General features: G+C 70.1%; 20 protein-coding genes and 2 tRNA genes. 11 read left to right on the top strand and 11 right to left on the bottom strand.

All coding sequences use genetic code 11. The features are described from left to right. Positions 1-22 precede the first annotated feature (22 nt). The 3 genes from B072_RS0120145 (at position 23) to B072_RS0120135 (ending at position 2,125) form a co-directional block, all read left to right on the top strand. Positions 23-802 carry an HAD-IIA family hydrolase gene (locus B072_RS0120145; RefSeq protein ID WP_018531776.1) on the top strand — a complete coding sequence of 260 codons (780 nt, stop codon included), beginning with the start codon at positions 23-25 and terminating at the stop codon, positions 800-802. Positions 803-896: 94 nt separating this feature from the next. Beyond that, a complete protein-coding gene (locus B072_RS0120140; RefSeq protein WP_026246057.1) occupies positions 897-1,460 on the top strand; it encodes a hypothetical protein in 564 nt (187 codons plus the stop codon). Further along, complete coding sequence (locus B072_RS0120135) at positions 1,457-2,125, top strand: class F sortase (protein WP_018531774.1); 669 nt, start codon at positions 1,457-1,459, stop codon at positions 2,123-2,125. Before B072_RS0120140 ends, B072_RS0120135 begins: the two co-directional genes overlap by 4 nt. Positions 2,126-2,416: 291 nt before the next feature. Here B072_RS0120135 and B072_RS0120130 read toward each other — a convergent pair whose 3' ends face one another. Further along, complete coding sequence (locus B072_RS0120130; protein WP_026246056.1) at positions 2,417-3,160, bottom strand: ANTAR domain-containing protein; 744 nt, start codon at positions 3,158-3,160, stop codon at positions 2,417-2,419. Positions 3,161-3,323: 163 nt separating this feature from the next. Here B072_RS0120130 and B072_RS0120125 point away from each other — a divergent pair, with 163 nt between their 5' ends. Next, positions 3,324-4,328 (top strand): glycoside hydrolase family 6 protein, encoded by a 1,005-nt coding sequence (locus B072_RS0120125; protein ID WP_026246055.1) that lies wholly within the window; start codon positions 3,324-3,326, stop codon positions 4,326-4,328. 67 nt (positions 4,329-4,395) lie between these two features. On the opposite strand, the gene B072_RS0120120 is transcribed toward B072_RS0120125, so the two are convergent. The 4 genes from B072_RS0120120 to B072_RS0120105 all read right to left on the bottom strand — a co-directional run bounded on the left by B072_RS0120120 (position 4,396) and on the right by B072_RS0120105 (position 9,772). Continuing rightward, positions 4,396-6,333 (bottom strand): kelch motif-containing protein, encoded by a 1,938-nt coding sequence (locus tag B072_RS0120120; RefSeq protein ID WP_026246054.1) that lies wholly within the window; start codon positions 6,331-6,333, stop codon positions 4,396-4,398. Beyond that, positions 6,330-8,297 carry a glycosyltransferase family 2 protein gene (locus tag B072_RS0120115; protein WP_018531770.1) on the bottom strand — a complete coding sequence of 656 codons (1,968 nt, stop codon included), beginning with the start codon at positions 8,295-8,297 and terminating at the stop codon, positions 6,330-6,332. Before B072_RS0120115 ends, B072_RS0120120 begins: the two co-directional genes overlap by 4 nt. 363 nt (positions 8,298-8,660) lie before the next feature. Further along, a complete protein-coding gene (locus tag B072_RS0120110; RefSeq protein ID WP_018531769.1) occupies positions 8,661-9,356 on the bottom strand; it encodes a FadR/GntR family transcriptional regulator in 696 nt (231 codons plus the stop codon). Positions 9,357-9,695: 339 nt separating this feature from the next. Beyond that, a tRNA-Lys gene (locus B072_RS0120105) sits at positions 9,696-9,772 on the bottom strand. 208 nt (positions 9,773-9,980) lie between these two features. On the opposite strand from B072_RS0120105, the gene B072_RS0120100 reads away from it, so the two are divergent. The 6 genes from B072_RS0120100 to B072_RS0120075 all read left to right on the top strand — a co-directional run bounded on the left by B072_RS0120100 (position 9,981) and on the right by B072_RS0120075 (position 15,676). Beyond that, positions 9,981-11,294: a peptidoglycan-binding protein gene (locus B072_RS0120100; RefSeq protein ID WP_018531768.1), complete on the top strand. Its 1,314-nt coding sequence runs from the start codon at positions 9,981-9,983 to the stop codon at positions 11,292-11,294. Positions 11,295-11,350: 56 nt separating this feature from the next. Then, a complete protein-coding gene (locus B072_RS0120095; protein WP_026246053.1) occupies positions 11,351-12,496 on the top strand; it encodes an SPFH domain-containing protein in 1,146 nt (381 codons plus the stop codon). Between the two features lie 162 nt (positions 12,497-12,658). Then, complete coding sequence (locus B072_RS0120090; protein WP_018531766.1) at positions 12,659-13,255, top strand: lytic polysaccharide monooxygenase auxiliary activity family 9 protein; 597 nt, start codon at positions 12,659-12,661, stop codon at positions 13,253-13,255. A gap of 116 nt (positions 13,256-13,371) precedes the next feature. Beyond that, positions 13,372-13,863, top strand: coding sequence for a DUF3592 domain-containing protein (locus B072_RS43570; RefSeq protein ID WP_018531765.1), 492 nt, complete (start codon positions 13,372-13,374; stop codon positions 13,861-13,863). Positions 13,864-13,889: 26 nt separating this feature from the next. Then, entirely contained in the window at positions 13,890-15,563 is a 1,674-nt protein-coding gene (locus B072_RS0120080; protein ID WP_018531764.1) for an AMP-binding protein, read from the top strand. Between the two features lie 39 nt (positions 15,564-15,602). Then, positions 15,603-15,676: transfer RNA gene (locus B072_RS0120075), tRNA-Lys, on the top strand. A 303-nt stretch (positions 15,677-15,979) separates the two neighbouring features. On the opposite strand, the gene B072_RS0120070 is transcribed toward B072_RS0120075, so the two are convergent. The 5 genes from B072_RS0120070 to ehuB form a co-directional block, all read right to left on the bottom strand. Beyond that, positions 15,980-16,750, bottom strand: coding sequence for an IclR family transcriptional regulator (locus tag B072_RS0120070; protein WP_026246052.1), 771 nt, complete (start codon positions 16,748-16,750; stop codon positions 15,980-15,982). A 172-nt stretch (positions 16,751-16,922) separates the two neighbouring features. Next, the gene (ehuA, locus tag B072_RS0120065; protein ID WP_018531762.1) at positions 16,923-17,738 is read right to left on the bottom strand and encodes an ectoine/hydroxyectoine ABC transporter ATP-binding protein EhuA; all 816 of its coding nucleotides are present in this window, start codon (positions 17,736-17,738) and stop codon (positions 16,923-16,925) included. Next, positions 17,728-18,345 carry an ectoine/hydroxyectoine ABC transporter permease subunit EhuD gene (gene ehuD, locus B072_RS0120060; RefSeq protein WP_043244325.1) on the bottom strand — a complete coding sequence of 206 codons (618 nt, stop codon included), beginning with the start codon at positions 18,343-18,345 and terminating at the stop codon, positions 17,728-17,730. Before ehuD ends, ehuA begins: the two co-directional genes overlap by 11 nt. A 32-nt stretch (positions 18,346-18,377) precedes the next feature. Beyond that, positions 18,378-19,115, bottom strand: coding sequence for an ectoine/hydroxyectoine ABC transporter permease subunit EhuC (ehuC, locus tag B072_RS43565; protein ID WP_018531760.1), 738 nt, complete (start codon positions 19,113-19,115; stop codon positions 18,378-18,380). After that, entirely contained in the window at positions 19,112-20,017 is a 906-nt protein-coding gene (ehuB, locus tag B072_RS0120050; protein ID WP_026246051.1) for an ectoine/hydroxyectoine ABC transporter substrate-binding protein EhuB, read from the bottom strand. The genes ehuC and ehuB overlap by 4 nt, the downstream gene beginning before the upstream one ends. Positions 20,018-20,138: 121 nt before the next feature. Here ehuB and B072_RS0120045 point away from each other — a divergent pair, with 121 nt between their 5' ends. After that, entirely contained in the window at positions 20,139-20,648 is a 510-nt protein-coding gene (locus B072_RS0120045) for a DUF3830 family protein (RefSeq protein ID WP_026246050.1), read from the top strand. Between the two features lie 106 nt (positions 20,649-20,754). Here B072_RS0120045 and B072_RS0120040 read toward each other — a convergent pair whose 3' ends face one another. Then, positions 20,755-22,155: an amidase gene (locus B072_RS0120040; RefSeq protein WP_018531757.1), complete on the bottom strand. Its 1,401-nt coding sequence runs from the start codon at positions 22,153-22,155 to the stop codon at positions 20,755-20,757. Between the last annotated feature and the right edge of the window lie 4 nt (positions 22,156-22,159).

The following is a 22,159-nucleotide window of genomic DNA, read 5'->3' as shown; positions in this document are numbered from 1 at the left end:
CGAAACCGCAGGAGTGCACCCCATGGCAGAGCGCAAGCCCATCGAATCGTGGCTCACCGACATGGACGGTGTGCTCATCCACGAGGGCGTGCCGATCCCCGGCGCCGACTCCTTCATCAAGAAGCTCCGCGACTCCGGCAAGCCGTTCCTGGTGCTGACCAACAACTCCATCTACACCGCCCGCGACCTCCAGGCCCGGCTGACCCGCATGGGCCTGGAGGTCCCGGTCGGCAACATCTGGACGTCCGCGCTCGCCACCGCCAAGTTCCTGGAGTCCCAGCGGCCCGACGGCACGGCGTACGTCATCGGCGAGGCCGGCCTGACCACGGCGCTGCACGACATCGGGTACGTGCTCACCGACCACGCCCCCGATTACGTGGTTCTGGGAGAGACGCGCACGTACTCCTTCGAGGCCATGACCAAGGCCGTCCGGCTGATCAACGACGGGGCCCGTTTCATCTGCACCAACCCCGACGAGACCGGCCCCTCCACCGAGGGCCCGCTGCCCGCCACCGGTGCCGTCGCCGCGCTCATCACGAAGGCGACCGGCAAGCAGCCCTACTTCGCCGGCAAGCCGAACCCGCTGATGATGCGGACCGGGCTGAACGCCATCGGGGCGCACTCCGAGTCGAGCGCGATGATCGGCGACCGGATGGACACCGACGTGCTGGCCGGCCTGGAGGCGGGCATGCAGACCTTCCTCGTACGGACCGGCCTGACCAGCGACGCCGACATCGCGAAGTACCCGTTCACGCCGTCGCACGTCGTCGACTCCATCGCGGACCTCGTCGACCTGGTCTGAGACCCGTACGGGACCCGGACGCCATACGCCCGGCGGCTCCCGGGATGCGGAATGCCGCCGGGCGCGTGAACCTGCCAGTAACAGGAGGTTCACGATGCGTACTGGTCTGCTTGCTCTCCGTGCCGCAGGGGCGGCCGCTCTCCTGGTGGCCCTGCCGGTCACCGCCGCCCAGGCCGAGGGCGGCGGATCCGTCACCGTCACCCCGTACGGGGTCCCGCCGGGCAGCGAGGTCGACCTGCGGGTCTCCGGCTGCGACGGGACGACCGGCAAGGCATCCTCCGCCGCCTTCGTCTCCACCGTGTCGCTCGGGCCGTCGGCCGATCAGCCGACCCTGTTCGCGGAGGCCCGCGTGAAGTCGTCCACGGCCCCCGGCACGTACGACATCCTCGTGGTCTGCCCCGGCCGCGACATCGTGTCCGAGATCAAGGGCAGCATCCGCGTCATGGGCAGCAGCCACACCGTCACCCCGACCCCGACCGCGCCCGTGCACGCCGGGGGCGGCGGCGCCGCGGCCGAACTCGCCGCCGCGCACCCCGCGGCCGCCCCCAGCGAGGGCCCCGGCACCCGGCACGCCGTCATCGGCCTGGTCCTCGCCGCGGTCGCCGCGGTCGCCGTGGCCTTCCGCAGCGTCCGGCGCCGCCGGTCCGCACGGCAGTGAGCAGGCACCACGGCGCGGGCCGGCTGATCACGGGCCTCGCCTGGGCCGTGCTGCTGCTCGGGCTGTGGCTGTGGGGCCGCGACGTCACCGACGTGTCCCTGTCCGGGCCCGCGACGGGAGACGCGGCCGCCGTCGGACGCCCCTTCGGGGTCGACCTGCCCGCCGCGCACAAGCCGGTCAAAGCCGCGAAGCCGCAGCGCGTCGACGTCGAGGCGCTGCGCATCCAGGCCCCCGTCGTGGCCCGCGGCCTGGACGGCGGCGGCGCCGTCGACCCGCCGCCCTACGACCAGGCCGGCGTCGTCGGCTGGTACGGCGCGGGCGTGCAGCCGGGGGAGCGGGGCACGTCCCTGTTCGTCGGGCACGTGGACACCGACACCCGGCCCGCCGTCTTCTACCACCTGAGCGAGGCCAAGCCCGGCGACACCGTGAAGGTGGTGCGCGACGACGGGTCCGTCGCCGCGTTCACCGTCGACGACGTGCAGGTCTACGAGCGTGACCGCTTCGACCCGGGCAAGGTGTACGGGCCGCACGACCCGGCCCGCGCCGAGCTGCGCCTGATCACCTGCGGCGGCACCTTCGACAAGGCGTCCCGGACGTACACGGCGAACGTCGTCGTCTCCGCGTATCTGTCGGGGGTCGACGAGGCGCCGTCGAAGGCGGGCTGAGCGCCGGGCACCTGGCCCGGCCGGCGACCCGCTCCCCCCGGAGCCGCCGGCCGGACGGTCCTCGACCGCGCACGCAGCGGGCTGCGGGAGTAACCCGGCGTCGGCGCAGGAGGCTTGAAGGAGAAATTTCCCCCGAGGAGGAAACCCTTCCGGTCCTGAAGGCCGAGGTCTGGGGCCGCTGAGAGAGACTCTAGAACGGATGCGCCGCGCGGCCTAGGGGGCGTTTGACGCCAAGTACGAGGATGGTGGCGCAGCGTGGTCTGCGCAGGTGGGAGCCGGTTGCCGGGCGGGTCAGGCATCGTCGCGCCGTAACTGGGCGTCGGTCAGATCGCGGCTCACCACGGCGCGGGCGACCTGATCGAGCGGCAGCCGGTTCCTGCGCGCGTACTGGCGCAACGTCCCGAACGCGCCGTCCGGGGAGGTCTCCCAGCGCTCGGCGAGCATCCCCTTTGCCTGTTCGATCCGCACACGGCTGGCAAGTGCTTGTTGCAGCTGGCCCGAAAGCTCCCTGTACTGCGCGTAGGCGCGGTGGTTGAGCAGGCCCACGGTCGTCGCGTCGGCGAGTGTCTGTGCGATCGCCAACGCTCCGTTGTGGGGCGGCGGTTGAGGGGTGTAGATGCTCAGCGCGCCGAGCGTCGTCCCGCGCCGGCGCAGCGGGACCGCGTAGGTCGAGGCGATCCCGAACCGGCGGGCGGCCGCGGTGAACGCGGGCCACCGCTCGGCGGCCTCCCGTGACGTCAGGGAGATGGCCTGCACCGGCTTCCCGGACTCCAGGCTCTCGCGCACCGGCCCCGCGGCCTGCTCCCACTCCATCAACTCGCGGACGACGTCCTTCTGCTGGGCGCTGTGGACGACGGGGCCCGGCTGGCCGCTCGCCTCCAGCAGGGTCACTCCGGCGCCCTGGGCGCCGAGGAACTCCACACAGCGGTCCGCCAGCAGGCTCAGTTGGCGTGCTGGTTCGAACTCACCGATGAGGGTATCCGTGAACTCCAGCAGGGCTGATGCGAGACGCAGTTCACGGGACTCCAGCGACATGTGGTCCACCTCTTTCGCCCCACAGGTCCGACTCCCCGAGGCCCGGCGCCTACCCAGATCCCGCGTGCTGTAACAGGTCTTTGACAAGCGCCGTCCGGCCTCGTGACCCGCCCGGGGCGTATGTCACGATTGAGGGCCAGACAGTGCACCCAAGGGGGAGTGGATGTACCGGAAACTGAGGGCTGGAGCGGTCGTCGTGGGGGCGGCGCTGCTCGTGTCCGCGTGTTCCTCCGGAGGAGACAAGAAGGGTGGCGACGGCTCGGCTCCTCCCGTGACACAACAGCCGAAGAGTTCCGATCCGTTCTGGGTCAATCCGGACAGCAAGGCCGCGCAGGCCGTCTCCGACCTGGAGAAGGACGGCAAGGACGACGACGCGCAGGCGGTCCGGAAGATCGCCGAGCAGCCCAGCGGCGAGTGGCTGATTCCGGAGAACGCCGAGGACCAGGCGCGCGGGTACACGGAGGCCGCCCAGAAGGCGGACCGGGACGCGCTGCTGGTCATCTACAACATCCCGCACCGCGACTGCGGCAACTACTCGCAGGGCGGCGCCGCCGACGGCGACGCGTACCGGACGTTCATCGACCAGGTCGCCGCCGGTATCGGCGACCGGCCCGCGACGATCATCCTGGAGCCGGACGCGGTCCAGCACATGGTGGACAACTGCACGCCCGAGCAGTTCCACGAGGAGCGCTACGACCTCCTCAACGGCGCCATCGAGAAGTTCAAGTCCCTGAAGGCGACGAAGGTCTACCTGGACGCGGGGAACGCGGGCTGGGGCACGCCCGACCAGCTCTACGACCCGTTGCAGCGGTCCGGCATCGGCCAGGCCGACGGCTTCGCGCTGAACGTGTCGAACTTCTACTCCACCGAGGACTCCGTCAAGTACGGCAAGGAGCTCTCGGCGAAGGTCGGCAACAAGCCCTTCGTCATCGACACCAGCCGCAACGGCAACGGGCCGTACACGGGCGGCGATCCGGACGAGCGCTGGTGCAACCCGCCGGGCCGTGCGCTCGGCGAGGCGCCGACCACGAAGACGGGCGACGACCTGGTGAAGGCGTACCTGTGGGTCAAGCGGCCCGGCGAGTCGGACGGCACGTGCAAGGGCGGGCCCAAGGCGGGCGAATGGTGGGGCGAGTACGCGGTGAAGCTGGCCGAGGCCTCCAACTGACGACGAGGGGCGCGGGGTGAACTCCCCGCGCCCCTCGGTCGGTTGCCGTGCCCGTGCGGGCGGCCGGTCACGTCACGTGCACCCACTGGGCCTTGCTGGGCGTGCCCTGATCGTCCGTCACGAACAGCATGTACCAGCCCGATTCCACCAGGGCCCGGTTCTTGGGAACCGTCACCGTGATGGAGTCGTCGGACTTCTTCAGGTCGAGCGCGATCGAGGTCTGGTCCACGTCGGTGACGTGCGTCGACGCGCTCGGCCGGATCAGCCGCGCCGTCTTGATGGACGAGGCGTGTTCCGTCTTGTACGTCGACGAGGCCCCGCGCGCGATCGTGCGCTCGCCGCCCTCCAGGCTCGGGCGCGAGTCCCGGTACAGATACGGCGGCGTGTACATCTCCAGGCGCTGCTCGAAGGTGCCCGGCTTGGTGTCGGCCTTGTCCGCGTAGAGGGAGTCGGAGCCGAAGAACAGCACCCGGCCGTCGGGCAGCAGCAGCGAACCGGAGTGGTAGTTGCGGCCCACCTCGGGGTCGGCGACCTGCTTGAAGGTGTTGGTCCTCGTGTCGTAGAGCCGCGCCTGGAGGATGTTGGAGTCACCGCGCCCGCGGTAGTCCTCCGAGCCGCCGGAGACCAGGATCGAGTCGTCGGGCAGCACGGAGGCCTGCGGGTAGCGGGTGCCCTTCTCCAGCTGCGGGCCGTCCACGAACTTCGGGTCCGCGTCCTTCAGGTCGACGATCCGGGTCTTGTTGCTGGACAGTTTGGACTCGCCGACGCCACCGCCGCCGATCACCATGTACTTCTGGCTCTGCGCGGGCGGCAGTTCGACGGTGTTCGCCGTCTCCATCATGGTGGCGTCGGAGAGGCCGGGGATCTTCTCGAACTTGTTCGTCTCCAGATCCCAGATGCCGGGCTTGCGGCCGACGTTGTCCGGGCCGTAGCCCGCGTTGGCGCCCGAGTAGAAGATCTTGCCGTTCGCCATCTGGAAGAGCGCGGGGTACGTCGGGAACTGGCGCTGCTTGGTCAGGTACGTCCACTTCTTCGTCTTCGGGTCGTACACCTCGTTCTTGCCGGGCACCAGCTGCCCGATCTCGTCGAGGCCGGAGACGGAGAGCACCTTGCCGTCCGAGAGCGTGGTCAGCGTCGGGTACCAGCGCGCCTCGTTCATCGGGTCGACCTTGATGTACTTCTCGGCGACCGGGTCGAACTCGTAGGAGTCCCTGATCCCCTGGAAGTCCTTCTTGTCGAGCGCGAGCTTCTGCGCGATGCCGTAGACGTTGCGCGCGTCGGCGCCGGTGAGGCCCTGGACGCGGTAGTTGTCCTGGGTGCCGGTCTCGTACTTGGCGCCGGAGCGCTGTGCCTCGACGTAGACGCGGCCGATGCCCGGGTCGTTGCGCAGGAACTTGCCGGTGGCGGGGTCGAACTTCTTCGTCGCCCGCTCGACGGTGATGTTGTCCTTGGCGACGAACGTCCTGCCGTTCTCCTTGCCGGTGAACTTCGTGCCGGCCTTGATCGTCTTCGGCGCGTCCGGGTCCTCGTTGTGCACGATCATCAGGCCGCCGGCCTTGGTGACGTCGCCCTTGAGCTTCTCGTAGCGCTTGGTGCCGCCCGCGATCAGCAGGTTCCCGTTCGCCAGCTGCGTGTGGCCCGTGCAGAACAGGTCGACCGGCGTCGGGATCTTCTTGATGGTCTTCTTCACCGGGTCGTAGAGCCGGGTGTCGAACTTCTTGGCGTCGAAGTTCTTCTGGTTGTTGCCCGACCCCGCGACGAGCAGGATCTTTCCGGTGTGGAGCAGCGCCGCGTGGATCGTGTTCAGGCGCATGTCCTCGGGGAAATCGATGACGTCCCAGTGCCCGTTGTCGGCCTTGTACTCGGGTCTGTTGATCTTGTACTCGTGGTATTTGGCCGACCCGAAGCGATACAGCCAGGGTCCGTTCATCCCGGCGAGCGCCAGTACCACCACCGTGCCGATGGCTATGCGTCGGGCACGGCGGCGGCTCGCACCGTCTTTCACTTGTTACGTCCCCCCAGGGAGATCTGCATGGTCTGGTCGTTGCCCCCGCTGCCCTCGGCACCTCCGTCGCGGCGCTCGGCGGCGGCCCAACTGGGCTTCTGCTGCGGCACGCTGTGCGGCTGCGGCGCCGGACGGGGCTGCTGCTCCTCGGCGGGTGCCTCGGCGGGGGGCTTCGGCTTCTTCTTGTCCTGGCGCAGCATGTAGCGCCAGGCGAACATCGGCAGCGCGGTGATCAGCAGGGCGAAGGTGGCCCAGGTGATCATCGCCGGGTGGGCGTGCCCGTAGACGAAGCCCGCGGCGATCGAGGCGCCGAAGATGAGGATGAAGTACCAGTGGTAGCGGAAGGTCCCGAACCACCGGTCGGGGCTCGCCGAGTCGCCCTTCGGGGTCACGACGAACTTGCTCTTGCGGCGCAGCAGGGAGTCGACCAGGGCCTTCGCGTACAGCGGCGCGGACAGCGCGGACATCACCATGCCGGCCACACCGCCGGAGCCCTCGGGCTCGTGCGGCGAGACGTTGTGCCGGCGGTTCCAGATGTAGAGGCCGATCTGCAGCGCCGACGCGTTGCCGTACAGCATCAGCCAGACCGTCGGGTCGATGTTCACACCCGAGGCGCCGAGCCCGAGGAACAGGGCACAACTCATGGCCGCCAGAATCCAGTTCATGGCGGCCATCGGGTAGAAGATGATCATCATCGTGTAGTTGAAGAGCTTGCTCGGCGGGAGCGTGAAGAAGCCCTTCCAGTACTGCTTGAGGATCGTCTCGTACGTGCCGCGCGACCACCGCATCTGCTGCGTGAAGAAGTCGGTCCAGGCGCTGGGGCCCTCACCGACGGCCAGCACGTCCGGGGTGTACACGGAGCGCCACTTGCGGCCCGTCGCCGGGTTCTTCGCGCGGTGGATCTCGAAGCCGGTCGCCATGTCCTCCGTGATGGAGTCGTACAGGCCGCCGATCTGCTTGAGCGCCTTGATGCGTACGGCGTTCGAGGTGCCGACGAACATCGGGGCGCCGTACCGGTTGCCGGCGCGCTGGATCAGCGCGTGGAAGAGGAACTGCTGCGACTCGGCGGCCTTGGTCACGAAGTTGTCGTAGTTGCCGTAGACCTGCGGGCCGATCACGAAGCCGACGTTCGGGTCGCGGAAGAAGCCGAGCATCCGCTCCAGGTAGTTGGGCAGCGGCACGTGGTCGGTGTCGACGGAGGCGAAGTAGTCGTAGTCGTCGCCGTGCGCGTCCAGCCAGGCGTTGTAGTTGCCGTGCTTGGTCTTGGCGCGGTGCGGGCCCTTGGCCTGGTTCCATCTCGCGACTCCCTTGCGGGAGAAGTGGTGCACGCCGAGCCGCTCGCAGACCGCCTTGACCTCGGGGTCGTCGCCCTCGTCGAGCAGCCAGATGTGCAGAAGGCCCCGGTGGCGCAGCTTGACCGCCGCCTCCAGGGTCTTCGTCACCATCTCGATCGGCTCCTTGCCGGGCACGAACGAGGTCAGGAACGCGACTCTCGTGCCGGTCTCGGGCACCACCGGGATCGGGTCGCGGGCGACCAGCGTGGCGTGCGCGTTCGACAGCACGTTCATGCACCGGAAGAACTCGATCAGGCCGATCGCGACCAGCATGACGATGTCGAGCGTGGGCAGGAAGTCGTACTCCACGTAGTCGCGCTCGGTCCAGTGCTCGGGCTGCATCAGCCAGAACAGCAGGACGAGCGAGAGCAGCGGGGCCGCGCCCAGCATCAGCGCCGCGCGGATCCGGTGCGGCTCCTGCGAGAGCAGCGAGCGGTACTGCACCCGGTACGGCTTGTTCGGGTCGGGCTGTGTGAGGGGACCCGCGAGCCGGCTGTAGTGCTCGTAGTCGTAACGAGGCAGCGTCTTCTTGATGCGTTTGAAGCCGCCGGTGCGGTGCGACGGCACCCGCAGCTGGGTCGTCTCGGACGGGTCAAAGCCCTGTCGGGCGCCCGTCGGCGTCGACGTCATGAGTCATCCCCCCGCACGCGAGTCACCGCGTGGTCGTCGGTCCTTCCGCCCGTGTCAGGTCCCCCTCGACCGTCTCCGGGCGTATCAGTGGCAGGCCACCGTCCCACCCTTCCTCTTAAGACTGGGACGACGTCCTTCCGGTTGCATGATGCCCCCCTCGACATCGCTTCATGAACGGGACCCCCATCCCCGCGCCGTGAGCAACCGGATCGTGCCGTACTCCCGCCGAATGCGGCTTCGGCGCGGGCTTCTGCTGGCTGCAACTGCCCTGCACCGTAAGCCTCATTGGAGCCAATGGCTCCAGGATAGGGTGCTGCGCCCCACCTCATGATCGCAAGGGCGATACGGAGCGAAACACGGTGTTTACCGGTCTTGCTGTGGGGTTGCGGTCAGTCGGTGACGGATGTTCCCGAAGTGATCGCGTATCGCCCGCTCCGCCCGGATCGCGTCACCTGAGCGCAAGGAGTCCAGAATCTCCCGATGCTGACGGCACGTCACCTGCGGGTCCCGCGGTACGTCCACCAGGTCCGTCCGCACCCGGTGGAACGCCTCCCAGAACGCGTCCAGTACCTCGCCGAGCAGTGGGTTACCCAGGCCTCGGTAGAGAGTGGCGTGAAACGCTCGGTCGGTGGCGGCGGCGACGGCGCCCTCCGGGGACCCGGCCTCCTTCTCCATCTCGCCCACGAGCGCGTCGAGTTCGGCCAGATCGGCGTCCGGCACCCGGCCCGCGAGCCGGGCCACGAGGCCGGTCTCCACGGCCTCGCGCAGTTCGAGGAGTTGCAGCAGGCTGTCCTCGCCGCGGTAGTGCGCGGCGACGGTACGGAAGGCGAGGCCCTCGACCATCGGCGCCATCGACATCGGGCCGACGTACGTCCCGAAACCGTGCCGGATCTCGACGATGCCCATCGCCTGCAGCGCCTTGAGCGCCTCCCGCACGGAGTTCCGGCTGACCCCGAGCAACTCCATCAGCTCGGGCTCGGTGGGCAGCGGGGCCCCCGGGGGAAGCCGCCGGTCGACGATCAGCTTCTTGATCCGCTCTTGGAGGTCACGCTGCGCCATGGGGTCACGTTAGACGCCGAAGGCCCCTCGTAGAAACGAGGGGCCTTCGATCTGGTGCGCCATCAGGGACTCGAAGCCCGGACACGCGGATGCTGTATTCCCCGGGGGATGACCCCCGGACCCCCAGCCGCTGGCTGTGCGGCAGTTCATGCCTGACGACGAAGGCCCCCCGTGTGAGGCGGGAGGCCTTCGTTTCGTGTGCGCCATCAGGGACTCGAACCCCGGACACGCGGATGCTGTATTCCCCGGGGGATGACCCCCGGACCCCCAGCCGCTGGCTGTGCGGCAGTTCAGGCCCGACGACGAAGGCCCCCCGCGTGAGGCGGGAGGCCTTCGATCTGGTGCGCCATCAGGGACTCGAACCCCGGACACGCGGATTAAGAGTCCGCTGCTCTAACCAACTGAGCTAATGGCGCCCGCTGACCTGCATAACTCTACCCGAACTCCAGGGGTGCTCCGGACCGCCCGGGGCCAGTCGACGCGCCGAGGAGTGGGGTGATTTCTGACGATTTCCATCATTCGGACCGTCAACATGCGATTTGCCTGGACAGTTGAGACGCTTCCTGCGTGCGAACGCGAGGCTCATCGGTACAGCGTCCGGCTCTGGAGTGTGAGGGGAATCGCATGGAGGCTCCGGTTTTCGAGGAGTACGACCCGGCGGGCGACTGCCACTGCGCGGGGTGCGTCCAGTGGCGGCGCGCCAACCCGCAGCGGGGCCGTACGAAGGTCGGTGCGCGGCACGCCCTGGTCGTCGCCGCGGCCGCGGGCACCGTCATCGGCGGCGTCCAGCTGACCCCGGCCACCGCGGCCGGGCACCACGAGGCAAGACCGGGCGACCCCGTGCCCGGTGACGACGAGGTCACCCCGCAGGGCGGCACCAGCCCGCTGCACGGGGCGCCGGGCCAGGCCGCGGGCAGCGCGGGCAGCGTGGACCTGGCGCAGGACGCGGCGCTGCGCACCACGACGCGGGCCGCGATCATCAACCGCGCCAAGACCTGGGTCTCGGCGAAGGTCCCGTACAACATGGACAAGTACTGGAAGGACGGCTACCGCCAGGACTGCTCCGGCTTCGTCTCCATGGCGTGGGACCTGCCGGGCAACGAGTGGACCGGCAGCCTCGCCACGTACGGCACCCGGATCACCAAGGCGCAGCTGCAGCCCGGCGACATCCTGCTCTTCCACAACCCGGCCGACCCCGAGAAGGGCTCGCACGTCACGATCTTCGGCGGCTGGACCGACTACACGCGCACCTACTACATCGCATACGAACAGACCCGGCCCGGCACCAGGAAACAGGCCACCCCGTACGCGTACTGGAGCAACTCCGGCAAGTACCTGGCCTATCGCTACAAGGGCGTGAAGGCGGGGACGGCGTCCGGCGCGGACTCCTCGGTGACGAAGTTCCCGGGGACCGGAGCCTTCGGGCCCGGCGCGAACAACGCGTCCGTCACCCAGCTCGGCCGGCTGCTCGTGGAGCGCGGCGGCAAGCGGTTCTACAGCGAGGGCCCCGGGCCGCGCTGGGGCGAGGCCGACCGCCGGGCGACGCAGGCGTTCCAGCGGGCCCAGGGCTGGAGCGGCAAGGACGCCGACGGGATTCCCGGGCCGACGACCTGGTCGTACCTGGTCACCGGCAAGGGCAAGGACATCCCGGGGAGCGCCAAGAGCTCGTCGGGGTCGAAGGGGTCCGCCGCGTCCAAGGCACCGGCCTTTCCCGGGCGGGCGGCGTTCCGGTCCGGGGCGAGCGGTGACGCCGTGACGAAGCTCGGGCGACAGCTCGTGAAGAAAGGATTCGGCAAGTACTACACGCAGGGCCCGGGCCCGCGCTGGGGCGAGGCGGACCGGCGGGCCGTCGAGGCGTTCCAGCGGGCCCAGGGCTGGCGGGGCGCGGCGGCCGACGGCTACCCGGGCCCCGAGACCTGGAGGCGGCTCTTCTCATGACGGAGACCGTGCCGGGGAGCGTCGGGGCAGACCGAGAGAACAACGACGAGGAAGCGATGAGCGAACCCAGCGCAATCGGGGACCGGCCGCGCGGCGCGCGGCTCATCCAGAACGAGGCCACCACCGAGATCCCGGTCCACCTGCTCTTCCGCGACGACCCGGACCCGGTGGCCGTGCCGCTGCGCCCCGCGGTCGTCGGCACGGGCCGCCTGGGTGCGGGTGCGGGCGGTACGGGCGTGAGCGGCAAGGAGCGGACCGTTGCACCGCGCCGGATGCCGCCGCGCGCCCCCGCCCGCCCGGCGCCGGTCGCCGACCCGGACGTGAAGGAGCGGGCGGGACGGGTGCTGCCCGGCGCGGTCGGGCTGTTCGGCGGTCTGGCCGGCGCGGCCGGAGCGGTGGCCTCGCTCGGCTGGGCCGGGGCGCTGCCGCAGATCGTGACCGAGGTGGCCGGGCTGTCCCGCTACGAGGGCGTGGGGCTCGGGCCCGCGCAGTGGGGAGCGGTCGCGGGCTCGGGCGTGCTCGCCCTCTTCGGGTTCGGCGGACTCGCGCGCGGGCGCACCGGACAGGCCTGGGTGCTCTCCCTCTTCGGGCGCTACCGGGGCAGCGTGCGCAAGGCGGGGCTGCTGTGGGTGAACCCGCTGCTGCTGCGCCGCCGGGTCGACGTACGCCTGCGGCACTGGCGCAGCGAGCCGATGCCCGCCGTCGACGCGAACGGGGTCGCGCTGCGCGTCGTCGTCCTCGTGGTCTGGCGGATCAGGGACACGGCGCGGGCCACGCTCGGCGTCGAGGACCACGAGACGTACCTGCGCGAGTGCGTGGAGGCGGACATGGCGCGGGTGCTCTCGCAGCTGCCCGCCGACGCCTTCCACGAGGACGCGCCGACGCTGCGCAACGCCGAGGCCGTCGGCGACCTGCTCACCCGGCGCCTGGCCGCGGACGTCGAGCCGGTCGGCATCGAGGTGTTCTCCGCCCAGCCGACCCGGATCGAGTACGCGCCCGAGGTGGCGGCCGCGATGCAGCGCCGCAGGATCGCCGCGCTCGACGCGCAGCACCGGGACAGCGTGCTGACCTCCGTCGTGGACTCGGTGGAGGACACGGTGACGCGGCTGACCACGCGCGGCCTGGTCGAGCTGGACGACTACGAGCGCAAGGCGCTCGTGAAGGACCTGACGGTGGCGTTCTACACGGGAAGGGGCGAGTGAGGGGCGCGTAAGGGGAGAGCGGCGCTCCGGGGTCCGGCCGACTCCGCGATTGGTATGGACATGTTCAACTCCCGGCCATACATTGGGTGTTGGTTGGTCTAGACCTGAAACATCGCTGTGCGCACAGCTACCGGTACTCCCCACACCCCCAGGAGCGGCAGCATGCGGAAGAAGATCTACGCGGCCCTGCTCGGCCTGACCACCGCCGGGGCGTTCGCCCTGTCGGCGGGCGGCGCGAGCGGCCACGGTTACACCGACCTGCCCATCAGCCGGCAGAAACTCTGCGCCAACGGCACCGTCGCCAACTGCGGCAACATCCAATGGGAGCCGCAGAGCGTCGAGGGTCCCAAGGGCTTCCCGGCCGCGGGCCCCGCCGACGGTCAGATCTGTTCGGCGAACCACGGCGAGTTCGGCCAGCTCAACGCCGCGAAGCAGCCGAACGGTTCGGCCTGGCCGACGACCAAGGTGACGGGCGGTCAGAGCTACACGTTCCGCTGGCAGTTCACCGCGCGGCACTCCACCACGGACTTCCGCTACTACGTCACCAAGAACGGCTGGGACGACAGCAAGCCGCTCACCCGCGCGGCCCTGGACACCACCCCGTTCCTCACGGTGCCCTACAGCGGACAGCCCCCGGCCACCCTCTCGCACTCCGGCACCCTGCCGTCCGGCAAGTCCGGCCACCACGTGATCCTCGCGGTGTGGACGATCGCGGACACGGCGAACGCGTTCTACGCCTGCTCGGACGTCACCTTCTGAGCGAGGATGTTCTGAGCCTCCCTTGAGCAACTTCGGGTCCGGACCCGGGTAGCTTCCCCGTACGCCGACGATGTCTCGCCGGCGTACGGGGGAGTGTTCGACCACGGGGGCGGGGCATGGAGTTCTTCTTCGTAGGGCTCGCGACGATCATCGCGTCGGGGTTCCTGTCCGTCGGCTGGATCCTGCTGCGCCGCGCGATGCGGATACGCAAGGCCTGGCACGGCGGGCGCACGTCCGAGGCACGCTGTCTGCAGGTGTTCACCACCAGGTCCAGTGGCGACACGCCGACCACCCATCAGCACCGCGTGTACGAGTTCACCACGCGCGAGGGCCGCACGGTCCGCATCAGCGAGAGCGGCGGGCGTGAGACGGTCCTGGAGGGCGACACCGTCATGGTGCGCTACTCGGCCGACGAGCCCGAGCACGCGACGGCCCAGCCGTACCGGCCGGTCGCGCTCGCGGTGGGCATGGGGTTCGTCGTGGCGTTCGTGGCCGTCGCGGTCACGGGGTGCTGCGTCATGATCTACGCCGCGCTGACGTGGTCGACCCCTGAGCTGGAGCCGGATCAGCCCACGGGTGTGTACTACACAGAGGGTCTCCCTTTCTGACGGCTCGTCAATTATGGTGCGCGGCCATGGGATCCGACACGCGCACCTTCGCGGAACTGGTCCGGGCCCGGTGGGGCGACCACCGGCCGGGACTCGCGTACGAGGACCAGGTGCTCAGCCACCACCAGGTGGCCGCGGGGGCGGCCGCCCGCGCCGCGCTCCTCGCCGACCTGCTGCCGCGCGGCGCCGAGCCGCACGTGGGCGTCCTGCTCGACAACACTCCCGAGTTTCCCCAGTGGTTGGGCGCCGCGGCGCTCGCCGGGGCCGCCGTCGCCGGGATCAACCCGACCCGCCACGGAGCCGAACTCGCCCGCGACATCACCCACACCGAGTGCCGCGCCCTGGTCACCGACCGCCGCCACCTCCCGCTGCTCGACGGGCTCGCACTGCCCGGCGTGCGCGTCCTGGTCACCGACACCGGCGCGTACGCGGAACTGCTCGCCCCGTACGAGGGCGCCGCACCGGAACCGGCCCCCGGGGTCCGCCCGGACTCGCGCATGCTGCTCTACTTCACCTCCGGCTCCACCGGGGCGCCCAAGGCCGCGCTGTGCAGCCAGGGGCGGCTCGCGGCGGCCGGACAGTCGCTGGTCGACCACTTCGGAGTACGGGCCGACGACGTGCACTACATCTGCATGCCCCTCTTCCACGGCAACGCGGTCATCGCCGACTGGGCGCCCGCGATGGCGGCGGGCGCGGGTGTGGCTCTGCGCCGGCGCTTCTCCGCGTCCCATTTCCTGGACGACGTAAGGAAGTTCGGGGCGACCTATTTCACGTACGTAGGACGGGCCGTGCAGTACCTCCTGGCCACCGAGGAGCGGCCGGACGACCGGGACAACCCGCTGCGGGTCGGGTTCGGGACCGAGGCGGGGGCGGTGGACGCGGCGCGCTTCGAGGAGCGGTTCGGGGTGCGGCTCGTCGAGGGGTACGGGTCGTCCGAGGGCGGCGCCGCCGTGCAGCGCACCGCCGACACCCCGGCCGGGGCGATCGGCCGGGCCGCGCCCCGCGACGACCTCGTCGTCCTCGACCCGGAGACGAAGCGGGAGTGCCCGCCCGCCGAGTTCGACACGGGCGGGCGGCTCGTGAACGGGGCGGCGGCGATCGGCGAGCTGGTCAACCGCGGCCGCTCGCCCTTCGAGGGGTACTGGCGCAACGACGCCGCGTACGCGGAGCGGGTGCGCGAGCACGGCTGGTACTGGACCGGGGACCTCTTCTACCGGGACGCGGAGGGGTTCCTGTACTTCGCGGGGCGCGGCGACGACAAGATCCGCGTGGACAGCGAGAACCTCGCCCCCGCGATGATCGAGAACATCCTGGCCCGGTGGCGGGATGCCGCCGCGGTCGCCGTGTACGGCGTGCCCGACCCCGTCTCGGGGGACCAGGTGATGGCGACGCTCGCGCCGCGCGAGGGGGTGGCGTTCGACCCGCTCGCGTTCGGCGAGTTCCTGCTCGGGCAGGGTGACCTCGGGACGAAGATGGCGCCGCGCTTCGTGCGGGTGGTGGAGCGGATACCGGTCACCGCGACGAACAAGGTGCGGCGCGGGGAGCTGCGGCGGGAGGGCTTCTGGGGCGGTGACGGTGAGCTGTGGTGGCGGCCGCCGGGCGGGGCGGCGTACCGGCGTCTCACGTCCGACGACCGCGCGGAGCTGGTGGCGGCCTATCGGGAGCGGGGCCGCGAGGAGCTGCTGCGCGCCTGGTCCTGAGCACCCCCTCGGACCAGGTAGTATTTACCTCGTCAACCGGCGCCATTAGCTCAGTTGGTTAGAGCAGCGGACTCTTAATCCGCGTGTCCGGGGTTCGAGTCCCTGATGGCGCACACAAAACGAAGGCCCCTCGCATCATGCGGGGGGCCTTCGTCGTCACGAGGCGCGCCCCGCGGGGTAGCGGGTGATCGGCACGGGCCCGCGCGTCTGACAGGTCTGCGTCTGCCCCACGGGGGTCGTGGCTGTCCGGCGGCCGGTGGCCTCTTCTCGCGCAGTTCCCCGCGCCCCTGAGGCATGCGCTGCGCGCAGCCTCCCCTGGAGGCCGCAGGCCTTCCAGGGGCGCGGGGAACTGCGCGAGAAGCCCCACCGGGCCGCAGCCGACAGCGATGGCCGCCCAGCCCGCGGACGCGTAGGGCTCAGATCGCCAGGGACAGGAGTACCGGTGCCGCGCCCTGGTTGAGGCGGTCCGCCGCGTGGCGGAGGCGGTGGGCGTGTTCGATCGGGAGGGAGAGGGCCAGGCAGCCGACGGCCGCGCCCGCCGTGATCGGGACCGCCGCGCAGACCGTGCCCACCGCGTACTCCTGGATGTCCAGGACGGGGACGGTCGCCGGCTGGGCGGCGAGCTTGGAGAGCAGCACCTTCTCGTTCGTGATGGTGCGCGAGGTGAGGCGGGCCATCTTGTGGCGGGAGAGGTGATCGCGCCGCCCGTTCACATCGAGCTGGCCGAGGAGGGACTTGCCGACCGCGCTGGCGTGGGCCGAGACGCGGAAGTCCACCCACTCGTTGACCGGCGGGGCGTCGGGTCCCGCCGCGTACTGCGTGACGTGGACCTCACCGTCGATGTACCGGCTGATGTAGACGGCGGCGCCGACGGTGTCGCGCAGCTCGTCGAGGGTGATCTGGAGCTTGGCGGTGAGCGCGGCCTCGTGGCCCTCGGCGGCGCCGAGCTGGGCCAGGGACTTGCCCGTGATGTAGGCGCCGTCGGTGGTCTGCTCCACGTATCCCTCGCGGCGCAGCATGCGCAGCAAGGTGGTCAGCGGGTCGGCGGGCAGGCCTGTGACGCGCGCCAGCTCGATGTCGGTGATGCCGACGCCACGGTGGGCGACGGCCTCCAGCACGCGAAGGGCGTGCTGCACCGACTGGTGCGGCTGGTGCGACGACGCATCCTGCTCGTGCTTCAGCGCCACGGCTTCCCCCTGCATGGAACGGTTCCGGACAGCTGGGCTCCGTCCACGATAGCCGCCAACGCACCTCAGCGGGGCGGCTGTTGGGGGATTGGTGGCGCATTCCGTAGCCTCTCAGCAGGAACGCGCCACCCTGGCATATGCCAAAGTCATGCCCCGATCTGTGAGCGGCTGGTCACAGGACCGCGCTCAGGAACTCCCGTGTGCGCTCGTGCTCCGGGTCGCTGAATATCTTTTCCGGCGATCCGGACTCGATGACCCGGCCCGCGTCGAACATCAGTACCTGATCAGAGATGTCCCGGGCGAAGTTCATCTCGTGGGTCACACAGAGCATGGTGATGTCCGTGGTGTGCGCGATGTCGCGCAGCACGTCGAGGACGCCCGCCACCAGTTCCGGGTCGAGCGCGGAGGTCACCTCGTCGAGGAGCAGCACCTGCGGGCGCATCGCGAGGGCCCGCGCGATGGCGACGCGCTGCTGCTGGCCGCCGGAGAGCTGCGTCGGGTACGCGTCGCAGCGGTCGCCGAGACCGACCATGTCGAGCAGCTCGCGGGCCCGCTCCTCCGCCTCGTCCTTGGACAGGCCGAGCACGGTGACCGGCGCCTCCATGACGTTGCGCAGGACCTTCATGTTCGGGAAGAGGTTGAACTGCTGGAAGACCATCCCGATGTTCTTGCGGACCTCGCGGACGTGCTTCTCGCCGGCCGGGACCAGCTTGCCGTTCTTCTCCTCGTGCGTGAGGTACTCGCCGCCGACCTTGATCGTGCCCTCGTCCGGCTTGAGCAGGGTCATCAGCAGCCGCAGGATCGTCGTCTTGCCGGAGCCGGACGGGCCGATCAGCGTGACGTGCTTGCCGGAGGCGACGGAGAAGTCCAGCTCGTCGAGGACGGTGTTGGCGCCGAACCGCTTGGTGACGTGGTCGAACCGGATGAGTTCGCTGCCGTCGACGGCGGGGTTTCTGATCTCTTGGGAAGTGCTGCTGTCAGCGGACAAGGCGACGCTCCAGAACTCGGACGAGAAGGGATGCGGGGTAGGCGATGAGGATGAAGGCGATGCCCACGACGGTGATCGGCTCGGCGTACTGGAACGAGGCGGCGCCCTCCAGCTTCGCCTCGTTCAGCATCTCCAGGACACCGATGCCGAGCAGCATCGGCGTGTCCTTGAGCATGGAGATCACGTAGTTGCCGAGCGCCGGGACCACGCGGCGGATCGCCTGCGGCAGGATCACCGCGGTCCAGGTGCGCCGGGCCGGCAGGCTCAGCGCGGTCGCGGCCTCCCACTGGCCCACCGGGACCGCCTCGATCCCGGCCCGGTACACCTGCATCGTGTACGTCGAGTAGTGCAGGCCGATCGCGACGATGCCGGTGGTCAGGGCGGAGAACTGGATGCCCCACTCCGGCAGCACGTAGAAGATGAAGAAGAGCTGCACCAGCAGCGGGGTGTTGCGGATGAACTCGGTGATCACGCCCACCGGCCAGCGGACGAACCGGGTGGGGGCCCGGAAGGCGATGGCCCACACGAGCCCGAGGGCGAAGGAGATCAGCGAACCCAGCACCACGGCCTGCAGGGTGACGAGGACGCCGTCCCAGAAGCGCGGCATGAAGTCACCGACGGCCGACCAGTCCCAGCTGTTCACGCGACACCTCCGGTCTTGGCCACGTCCTGATCGAGGTCGGTCGTCCGGCTCGTCGACAGGTTCTTGAAGAACCCGGGCTCACCGGGCTGACCGATGTTCGCCTTGGTCCTGCGCTCCAGGGACCGCATGCCGCGGGAGAGCACGAAGGCGATGACGAAGTAGATGACCAGGCTGACCGAGTAGATCTTGGCGCTCTCCTGGGTCGCCAGACGCACCAGGTTCGCGGCGAACGAGGTGTCGGCGACGCCCAGCAGGGACACCAGCGCGGTGCCCTTGAGGAGTTCGATCAGCAGGTTGCTGAACGGCGGGATCATCTCCGGGACGGCCTGCGGAAGCAGGATCAGCCGCATCCGCTGCCAGGGCGTGAAGCTCAGGGCGATGCCCGCTTCCCACTGTGCCGGGGTCACGGAATTGAGCGCGCCGCGCACCACCTCCGCGCCGTACGCCCCGTAGGACAGGCCGAGGGCGAGGACGGCCGCCCACATCGGGACCAGCTGCCAGCCGAAGAGCACCGGGATGACGAAGAACATCCAGAACATCAGCACCAGCGCCGAGGTGCCGCGGAACAGTTCGGTGTAGAAGCCGGCCAGGAACCGGACGGTCTTGAGGCGGTGGGTGCGGGCGATGCCGATGCCGAACGCCACCACGGTCGCCAGGGCGGCGCTGTAGATGGTCAGCTGGACGGTGATCCAGATGCCGGGAAGGATCCAGTGCTGCCAGAGTCCGCTCGTCATGCGCCGCAGAGCTCCTTCGCCGTCAGGGTCGTCATTTCCTTCTCGGTGAAGCCGAAGGGGCGCAGGGTGTCGAGGAGTTCGCCGTTCTTCTTCATCTTGTGGATCTCGCGGTTGAAGGCGTCGCGCAGGTCCGTGTCCGTGGGCCGGAAGGCGAATCCGCCGCCGTCCACGTGCTCCTTGCCGTCGACGAGCGGGGCGAACGCCGCCGTCGCCTCGGCCTTGTTGCTGCCCTTCACCACGGTGCGCACGGTGAGCGCGGTGCCCGCGAAGACGTCGACCCGGCCCGCCTCGACCGCGTCGAGACCGGCCACCTGGTCGCCCAGGATCGTGATCTTCTTCTCGGGGTAGCCCGCCTCGGTCGCGTAGCCGATCTCGGCATAGCCGGTGCCGGTGGCGAACTTGACCTTCTTCTCGACGACGTCCTTGTAGTTCTTGATCCCGAGCGGATTGCCCTTGCGCACGATGAACGCGTCGAGCATCTGGTACTCGGGGTCGGAGAAGATGACCTGTTCGCAGCGGTCCGCGTTGATGTACATCCCCGCCGACACCACGTCGAACTGCTGCGAGTTGAGGCCGGGGATCAGGGAACCGAACTCGGTGGCGACCGGCTGGACCGTCTCGATGCCGAGCCGCTTGAAGATCTTCTTGGCCAGTTCCGGTGCCTCGCCGGTGAACTCGCCGTCTTCGTCGACGTAGCCGAAGGGCACTTCGCCGGCGATGCCCAGGCGCACCACGCCCTGGGCCCGCAGTCGTTCGAGAGTGTTTCCCTTCTCGATCCTGCTGCAGCCGCTCGCACCGCCCACGGCCACCGCGGTGCCGAGTGCCGCGGCCCCCGCCAGAAGTGTTCTGCGGGCTATGCCACTTGGATCTCGCCGATTTCGTCTTTGAGGAGTCGGAGCCATGGGCGCGCGGCTACCCGGCTGGATTCGAACTATGCCGATCAATTCACGCCCCTGCCGCGGACGATGCGGTTCCGGAGGCGGTCTTGACCGGGTGGGGTGTCTCGGGATGACCATGGAGCGCATGGCTGACACACCGGATCGATTCATCGAAGTCTCCCTGGCCAAAAGGGGAGTTGCCTGCACGGCCAAGCTCCTCGACGACCGCGCACCGCTGACGTGCGCGGCGGTCTGGGACGCGCTGCCGCTCGTCTCCGACGTCTACCACGCCAAATACGCCCGCAACGAGATCTACGCCCTGTTCCCGGCATTCGCGGAACAGGAGCCACCGTTGGAGAATCCGACGGTGACGCCCATTCCCGGCGACCTCTGCTATTTCTCCTTCAACGGGACGCAGTTGGGGTCCCAGTCGTACGGGTACGGGACGGGCGCCGGGCTGAACGCCGGGACGCCCGTCATCGACCTCGCGCTGTTCTACGAGCGGAACAACCTGCTCATGAACGGGGACGTGGGGTGGGTGCCGGGGATCGTGTGGGGGCAGGTCGTCGAAGGGCTCGATGCCATGGCCGACGCGTGCCAGGACCTGTGGCGCAGTGGGGCGGTGGGGGAGACGTTGGGGTTCCGGCGGGTTTGATCCGCCCGCTCGCCGTTGGTGGTTGCGGGGCCGCGCGCCTGCGGGTGCGTGGGGCTTCTCGCGCACGCGCGGCGGAGCCGCACATCGATACAGCCCCGCGCCCCTTTCAGGGGCGCGGGATCCCGGCCACCCCTGCCTCGTACAGGGAGTGCGCCACCCGTAGCACCAGCGCGTCCTGATGCCGGGCGCCGACCACCTGCAAGCCCACCGGGAGGCCGTCCCCGTCCACCCCCACGGGGACGGACGCGGCGGGCTGCTGGGTCAGGTTGAAGGGGTACGTGAACGGGGTCCAGCCCGTCCAGCGGCGCAGGCCCGAACCGCGCGGCACCTCCACCCCCGCCTCGAACGCCGTGATCGGCAGCGACGGCGTCACCAGCACGTCGTACGTGGAGTGGAACAGGCCCATCCTGCGGCCCAGGTCCATGCGGGTGTCCACCGCCGCGAGGTAGTCGAGCGCGCTGTACCGGGCGCCCTGCGCGCAGATCTCGCGCAGGCCCGGGTCGAGCGACTCCCGCTGGGCCGCGGTCAGTTGCTGGACCACGCGCGCGGCCCCGCTGAACCACAGCACGTGGAACGCCTCGACCGGGTCGGTGAAGTCGGGGTCGACCTCCTCCACGTACGCGCCGAGTCCCGCGAGCCGCTCGACGGCCGAGCGCACCGCGTGGGCGACCGGGGGCCGCACCGCGACCTGTCCGCCGAGCGAGGGGGAGAACGCGACGCGCAGGCCGCGCACCCCGCCCTGGATCCCCTCGCGGAAGCCGCCGGCGCCCGCCGGGGCGAGCGCCGACCAGTCCCGCGGGTCGGGCCCGGAGATCACGTCCATCAGCAGCGCCGCGTCGGCCGCGCTGCGCGTCATCGGCCCCACGTGCGCGAGCGTGCCGAACGCGGACGCCGGGTACAGCGGGACCCGCCCGTACGTCGGCTTCAGCCCGAAGATCCCGCAGAAGGCGGCGGGTATGCGGACCGATCCCCCGCCGTCCGTGCCCAGTGACAGGGGGCCCGCGCCGACGGCAACCGCCGCCGCGCTGCCGCCACTTGAGCCGCCCGCCGTGCGCGACGGGTCGTACGGGTTGCGGGTCGCGCCCGACAGCGGCGAGTCCGTGACGCCCTTCCAGCCGAACTCGGGCGTCGTGGTCTTGCCGACGAACACGGCGCCGTGCTCGCGCAACCGCGCGACGGACGGCGCGTCCTCGGTCCACGTCCCTTCCGCGCGCGAGCTCTTGGAACCCTTCAGGGTGGGTGCCCCGCGCTGCAGCAGGATGTCCTTGACCGTCACCGGCACCCCGTCGACCAGGCCCTGTGGCTCACCCCGCCGCCACCGCTCGGTACTCGCCTCGGCCTCCCGCAGCGCGCCCTGCGCGTCGACGCGCACGAACGCGTTCAGCGCGGGTTCGGTCTCCTCGATCCGGGCGAGCACGGCCCGGGTGGCGTCGACCGGGCTGAACTCGCCCTTGCGGTAGCCGTCGAGAAGGTCCTGCGCGGTCAGTCCGGTGAGCTCGGTGGTCATCCGC

The organism is Streptomyces sp. HmicA12 (assembly GCF_000373565.1).
GTDB lineage: Bacteria > Actinomycetota > Actinomycetes > Streptomycetales > Streptomycetaceae > Streptomyces.
This window is presented reverse-complemented; position numbering and strand designations above follow the sequence as displayed.

What these genes read in the sequence shown, in the direction of transcription:
- B072_RS0120145 (WP_018531776.1), top strand. Translation starts at nt 23, where the DNA reads ATGGCAGAGCGCAAGCCCATCGAATCGTGGCTCACCGACATGGACGGT.
- B072_RS0120140 (WP_026246057.1), top strand. Translation starts at nt 897, where the DNA reads ATGCGTACTGGTCTGCTTGCTCTCCGTGCCGCAGGGGCGGCCGCTCTC.
- B072_RS0120130 (WP_026246056.1), bottom strand. Translation starts at nt 3,160, where the DNA reads ATGTCGCTGGAGTCCCGTGAACTGCGTCTCGCATCAGCCCTGCTGGAG.
- B072_RS0120125 (WP_026246055.1), top strand. Translation starts at nt 3,324, where the DNA reads ATGTACCGGAAACTGAGGGCTGGAGCGGTCGTCGTGGGGGCGGCGCTG.
- B072_RS0120115 (WP_018531770.1), bottom strand. Translation starts at nt 8,297, where the DNA reads ATGACGTCGACGCCGACGGGCGCCCGACAGGGCTTTGACCCGTCCGAG.
- B072_RS0120110 (WP_018531769.1), bottom strand. Translation starts at nt 9,356, where the DNA reads ATGGCGCAGCGTGACCTCCAAGAGCGGATCAAGAAGCTGATCGTCGAC.
- B072_RS0120100 (WP_018531768.1), top strand. Translation starts at nt 9,981, where the DNA reads ATGGAGGCTCCGGTTTTCGAGGAGTACGACCCGGCGGGCGACTGCCAC.
- B072_RS0120095 (WP_026246053.1), top strand. Translation starts at nt 11,351, where the DNA reads ATGAGCGAACCCAGCGCAATCGGGGACCGGCCGCGCGGCGCGCGGCTC.
- B072_RS0120090 (WP_018531766.1), top strand. Translation starts at nt 12,659, where the DNA reads ATGCGGAAGAAGATCTACGCGGCCCTGCTCGGCCTGACCACCGCCGGG.
- B072_RS43570 (WP_018531765.1), top strand. Translation starts at nt 13,372, where the DNA reads ATGGAGTTCTTCTTCGTAGGGCTCGCGACGATCATCGCGTCGGGGTTC.
- B072_RS0120080 (WP_018531764.1), top strand. Translation starts at nt 13,890, where the DNA reads ATGGGATCCGACACGCGCACCTTCGCGGAACTGGTCCGGGCCCGGTGG.
- ehuD (WP_043244325.1), bottom strand. Translation starts at nt 18,345, where the DNA reads ATGCCGCGCTTCTGGGACGGCGTCCTCGTCACCCTGCAGGCCGTGGTG.
- ehuC (WP_018531760.1), bottom strand. Translation starts at nt 19,115, where the DNA reads ATGACGAGCGGACTCTGGCAGCACTGGATCCTTCCCGGCATCTGGATC.
- ehuB (WP_026246051.1), bottom strand. Translation starts at nt 20,017, where the DNA reads ATGGCTCCGACTCCTCAAAGACGAAATCGGCGAGATCCAAGTGGCATA.
- B072_RS0120045 (WP_026246050.1), top strand. Translation starts at nt 20,139, where the DNA reads ATGGCTGACACACCGGATCGATTCATCGAAGTCTCCCTGGCCAAAAGG.
- B072_RS0120040 (WP_018531757.1), bottom strand. Translation starts at nt 22,155, where the DNA reads ATGACCACCGAGCTCACCGGACTGACCGCGCAGGACCTTCTCGACGGC.